The organism is Micromonospora sp. NPDC005220, assembly GCF_040607895.1.
GTDB lineage: Bacteria > Actinomycetota > Actinomycetes > Mycobacteriales > Micromonosporaceae > Micromonospora.
The window spans coordinates 1-5287 of record NZ_JBEXHP010000201.1 but is presented as its reverse complement, the minus strand read 5'-3'; the positions used below and the strand labels follow the sequence as shown (position 1 = coordinate 5287).

The following is a 5287-nucleotide window of genomic DNA, read 5'->3' as shown; positions in this document are numbered from 1 at the left end:
CTCGGCGACGCGGTGGTCCGATTGCTTCGGCTGCTGGACCGACCTCGGGACGTCACGGTGCTCGCGCTCGACCACCCGCACGGCCAACGGATCGTCGAGCGGGTGCGGGCGCTCGGCATCGAGGTCGAGCAGCTGCGCGCCAACCGGCTCACCGGGGTACGCGGGCAGACCGACCGGGAGACCTACGCCCGGGCCAAGTCGACCATGGCGATCGTGGTCAGCCCACCCGCCCGGCGCGTCCTGCAACCCATCGCGCCCAGCGCCGACTGGCGGGTCGACCTGGCCGAGGGCTGCCCGGCGCACTGCCAGTACTGCTACCTCGCCGGATCACTGTCCGGCCCACCGGTGACCCGGGTGTACGCGGACCTCGACGACATCCTCGCCGGGCTGAGGGCGTACGCCGGGCGCGGGACGGTGACCAGCCGCAACGCGCGGCGCGCCGACGAGGGCACCACCTTCGAGGCGTCCTGCTACACCGATCCGCTCGCCCTGGAGCACCTGACCGGCAGCTGGCGGCGCGCGGTGCAGCACTTCGCCGACTGGGACGCCCCGGTGCAGTTGCGCTGGACCACCAAGTACGCCGACGTGGACACCTTCGTCGGGCTGCCGCACGCCGGCCGCACCCGGGTCCGCTTCAGCGTCAACTGCGCACCGGTCAGCGAACGGTTCGAGGGCGGCACGGCCCGGGTGCCGGACCGGCTCGCCGCGCTGCGCCGGCTCGCCCTCGACGGCTACCCGGTCGGGCTGACCATCGCGCCGATCATCGCCCTGCCGGACTGGCGGGAGCGCTACGGCGAACTGCTCGACCAGGTCCGCGCGGCGGTCGACGGGGTGCCGGACCTGGACCTGACCGCCGAGCTGATCACCCACCGGTTCACTCCGGGCAGCAAGGAGGTGCTGCTCGGCTGGTACCCACGCACCCGGCTGGAGATGGACGAGGAGTCCCGCGCCCGCAAGCACGGCAAGTTCGGCGCCGTGAAGTACGTCTACCCCCGCGAGCAGATGACCGAGCTGCGCGACTGGTTCACCACCGAGCTGACCGCCCGGGTGCCAGCCTGCCGAATCCTCTACTGGACCTGATCACCCGACCGAGGAGCGGGCGACCGGCGCGGCGAAGAAGGTGTCCGGGTACGGCTCGTCGCGGAGGCTGTAGTGCCACCACTCCCGGTCGTAGTTGACGAACCCGGCGTCGGTCATCAGCCGCTGCAACAGCCGACGGTTGTCCCGCGCTGTGCCGGTGATGCGGGGGTCGGCGGTGTGCGCCCGGGGGTCGAAACAGTCGAAGCCCGTACCCATGTCGATGCTGTTGTCCGCGAAACGCTGCCCGCGCGGTGCGGTGCAGGCGACCAGCGGTTGGCCGACCCGGTACGCAGGTTGGCTGGCGGCGGGCTCGTCGACCAGGGTCAGGTCCAGGGTGCTGCCCCGGCTGTGCGCGGTGGGCGCGCCGATGTATCCGTCCGCGAAGAGCTTGTTCTTGGCCTCGTCCGGGTAGAACTCGGCCTTGGTCTCCTGCTCACCGGGGCGCTTCGACCAGGCGACGAAGTCGTCCACCGCTGGCTGCGGGCGGTAGCAGTCGTACACCTTGAGGCTGTGCCCACCGGCCAGCGCGGCGTCCTGTACGCGGCGCAACGCCTCGGCCGCCTGTCGGGTGAGCAGGCACAGCGGCTCGCGGTAGCCGGTGATCGGGCGGCCGACGAAGTTGTGCGGGGTGGCGTACCGGATGTCGGCGTGGATGCGGGGGTCGAGGTCGGTCAGCACCACGAACCCGGGCAGCCGCTCGGCGGGGCTCGGCGACGGGGTGGCGCGTACCGGTGTCGGCTGCGGCCCGGCCGACGAGGCGGGCACGGGCCGAGGCTCCGGCCGTGAGCAGCCGCCGAGCAGCGCGGCGAACGCGAGCACAACGGCGACGCGGGTACGCACCAGTCCTGTCTATCAGCCCCGGCCGGGCCCCGCGCCGGATCAGCGGACCAGCAGCGCGTCCTGCATACGTTCGGACAGCCAGTCGCTGAACGAACCCTCGGTCCAGCCGCAACGCAGCACCAACGCGTCATAGTGCGCCGGGTCGTTGAAGATCCACAGAGCGTCGATCGCCCGCTCGACGTCGGAGCCTTGGCGCAGCGGGCCGAGCGATCGAACCCGGTCGACCACCATCCGAGCGCCCGCGCGACGGTTGCGCAGCAGCGTCTCCCACACGTCGGCGACCTCAGACGTCTCGTCTGCCGCCCGCCGCACGGTCTCGAAGATCCGCGCCGCGCGCCTGCCGATCAGGGTGCACACGTCGGCGTACGCGTGCAGGACGCCGGCCTGCGTGTCGGCCTCGAAGACCGGCCGGAACCACTGTCGTTGCGCGACAGGTACCGGCTCGTCGTCGCCGGCGAGCGCCTCGTCGAGGACCTGTCGTAGCAACGCCGCCTTCGACCCGAACGCGGCGAACACTGTCGGGCGTGCGACGCCCGCGGCGGCCGCCACATCAGCCAGCGACGTGCCGGCGTAACCACGTGCGACGAACAGCTCGGCTGCCGCGCCGACCACCGCCCGCCGGGTACGCCGCGCACTCTCCGCACGCACCGCGGACCGGTAGCGCCGAGTCGGTTTTTCGTCCTTGACATCGCCCATGGCTTCGCCATACTAGCAACATATTCGCTAGACACTGGCTAGTGAATAGACTCCATCCATCAATTAGAGAGGCGACGAGATGTCCACCAGACCGTTTGTGCGCCGAGCCGGCGAGGGAGAAGCCCACTGGTTCGTCGGCAGCCTGATGACCGTCAAGACGACCGGCGAGCAGACCCGCGGCCGTCTCACCGTCGTCGAATTCATCAATCCGCCCGGCTTCGGCGCGCCTCTGCATCGACACCAGCACGAGGACGAACTGTTCTACGTGTTGTCCGGCACCGCCGAGTTCCGCTGCGACGGCGAGGCCTTCACCGCCGGGCCGGGCGATCTCGTCCTCCTGCCCGTCGGACTCCCACACACCTTCCTCGTCGGATCCGACGAGCCGCTGCGTGCCCTGCAGATCACCACCCCGTCCGGGTTCGAGCAGTTCGCCGCCGAGGCCGGCACCCCCGCGCTCGATCGGCGGCTGCCCGACCCGGGACCGATCGACCCCGCCGCCCTCGGTCACGCCGCCGCTCGGCACGGCATCGAACTGCTCGGACCACCCCCCCAGCACTGAGTGAATCGACAGGAGGCCAGCACATCCGGCCGGTCTGTCAGCATTGAGATCGGGACCAACGTGCCGAGACTTTCCGGAATGTTTCCGCAACTTCGTCGAACGCCGGAACCGGCCTGGCATGTCGTCAACCCCCGTCGGTGAGGCAAGATGACCCGAGGAACGGTGCACGCCGTTCCGGGACACGGTGGCGACGGGTTGCGGTCGCTTCCGGAGCGGTGAAGGAGACGCGGGTGGGTGCGGACGACGGACGCAGGGTGACCATCACCGCGATCGCACGGGAGGCCGGGGTGTCGGTGCCGACCGTGTCACGGGTGCTCAACGGTCGCTCCGATGTGGCCCCGGACACCCGGGAGCGGGTCGAGGAGCTGTTGCGCCACCACGGCTACCGGCGTCGCACCAGCCGCAGCGTCCGCCGTGCCGGCCTCGTCGACCTGGTCTTCAACGACCTGGACAGCCCCTGGGCCGTGGAGATAATCCGTGGGGTGGAGGACGTCGGGCACGGCGCGGGTGTCGGCACTGTGGTCTCCGCGATCCACCGGCAGCCCACCGCGGCCCGGCAGTGGTTGCAGAACCTGCGCACCCGGGCCACCGACGGCGTCATCTTCGTGACCTCGCACCTCAGCCCGCCGCTGCACGCGCAGCTGCGTCGGCTCAACGTGCCAGTGGTGGTCGTCGACCCGGCCGGCGTGCCGGCCATGGACGTGCCGACCATCGGCGCCACCAACTGGGCTGGCGGGCTCGCCGCGACCGAACATCTGCTGTCGATCGGGCACCGGCGCATCGGTTTCGTGGCCGGGCCGACGCACCTGCTGTGCAGCCGGGCCCGGCTCGACGGTTACCGGGCCGGGTTGGAGGCCGCCGGGGTGCCGGTGGACGACGCGCTGATCTACCCGGGCGATTTCTACCACGCCTCCGGGTTCGCTGGCGGAACCGCGCTGCTCGACCTCGCCGACCCGCCGACCGGCATCTTCGCCGCCAGCGACCAGATGGCCTTCGGCGTCTACGAGGCCATCCGCCGCCGCGGGCTGCGCGTCCCGGACGACGTGAGCGTGGTGGGCTTCGACGACCTACCGGAAGCCCGCTGGGCGTCACCACCGCTGACCACCGTGCGCCAACCGTTGGTCGAGATGGGACGGTTGGCGGCCCGGACCGTGCTACGCCTGGCCCAGGGCGAGGGCATCGACTCGCCGCGGGTGGAACTCGCCACCGAGTTGGTCGTCCGCGACAGCACCGCCACCCCGCCGACCGGGTCGCCCGCCTCGGCGTGACGGCTGGAACTGCGTCGGAAACGGTTGGACCGGTTCCGGTCCGTTCCCGGAAATTCCGGCCGGGCGCACCCGAGGGGTCAGCCACGGCGGGCGCGGTGAGCGACCAACTGTCACCCACCGCGCCGCACGGTCAGTGGTGGTGGTGCCAGTCGACGGCCTTGCGGATGGTCACCGGCAGCGCGGGCGCCCCGTCGACCGGTGCCGGGTCCTCGGCGGTCGGCGCCACTCCCCCGGCGGCGATCCGGTCCAGCGTGGCCAGGCCGGCCGCGTCGACCTCGCCGAAGATCGTGTAGTTGGGGCGCAGCGCCGAGTTCGCGTACACCAGGAAGAACTGGCTGCCGTTGGTGTCCGGCCCGGCGTTGGCCATCGCGAGGACGCCCCGGGCGTAGACGCGCCGCACCCCGGTCGGGTCGGTGGGCGCGGGCGGCAGGTCGGTCGGCAACTCGTCGCGGTAGCGGTATCCCGGACCACCCTCGCCCGTGCCGGACGGGTCACCGCACTGCAGCACGCTCAGCGTCGGGTACGCGGTCAGCCGGTGACACGGGGTGCTGTCGTAGAAGCGCTTGCCGACCAGGTGCAGGAAGCTCTGCACCGTGCACGGCGCGGCGGCCCGGTCCACTGTCAACCCGATCGGCCCGTGGTTGGTCGCCAGGGTCACCCGGACGCTACCCCGGGCCGGGGTGCGTCGCGGGTCGGGCGGCAACGGCACCGGCCGGGCCGCGGGTTCGTCCGGGGTCTCGGTGTACGCGCACGGGCCGTGGGTGGTGCGCGGCGGTCGGGTGGCGGGGTCGACAGCGGTGGGCGGCCCGTCGGCACACGCGGTCCGCGTGTCCGCCGCGCCGCC

General features: G+C 71.9%; 6 protein-coding genes. 3 read left to right on the top strand and 3 right to left on the bottom strand.

Going from position 1 to position 5287, the window contains the following annotated elements; genetic code table 11:
• Positions 1-1080, top strand: a 1080-nt coding sequence (locus ABZU52_RS31810; RefSeq protein WP_354974616.1) for a spore photoproduct lyase family protein, incomplete at its 5' end; no start/stop codon positions are given.
• On the opposite strand, the gene ABZU52_RS31805 is transcribed toward ABZU52_RS31810, so the two are convergent.
• Positions 1081-1920, bottom strand: a complete 840-nt coding sequence (locus ABZU52_RS31805) for a M15 family metallopeptidase (protein WP_354974615.1) — start codon at positions 1918-1920, stop codon at positions 1081-1083.
• A 39-nt stretch (positions 1921-1959) separates the two neighbouring features.
• Complete coding sequence (locus ABZU52_RS31800; RefSeq protein WP_354974614.1) at positions 1960-2568, bottom strand: TetR/AcrR family transcriptional regulator; 609 nt, start codon at positions 2566-2568, stop codon at positions 1960-1962.
• Positions 2569-2695: 127 nt separating this feature from the next.
• On the opposite strand from ABZU52_RS31800, the gene ABZU52_RS31795 reads away from it, so the two are divergent.
• Both ABZU52_RS31795 and ABZU52_RS31790 read left to right on the top strand, forming a co-directional pair.
• Entirely contained in the window at positions 2696-3175 is a 480-nt protein-coding gene (locus ABZU52_RS31795; protein ID WP_354974613.1) for a quercetin 2,3-dioxygenase, read from the top strand.
• Between the two features lie 230 nt (positions 3176-3405).
• Entirely contained in the window at positions 3406-4443 is a 1038-nt protein-coding gene (locus ABZU52_RS31790; RefSeq protein ID WP_354974612.1) for a LacI family DNA-binding transcriptional regulator, read from the top strand.
• A gap of 130 nt (positions 4444-4573) precedes the next feature.
• Here the strand turns inward: ABZU52_RS31790 and ABZU52_RS31785 are convergent.
• A partial coding sequence (locus ABZU52_RS31785) for a peptidylprolyl isomerase (RefSeq protein WP_354974611.1) occupies positions 4574-5287 on the bottom strand: 714 nt, incomplete at its 5' end.

Bases quoted from the DNA above. Each gene is read 5' to 3' on its own strand.
- ABZU52_RS31795 (WP_354974613.1), top strand. From the start codon at position 2,696: ATGTCCACCAGACCGTTTGTGCGCCGAGCCGGCGAGGGAGAAGCCCAC.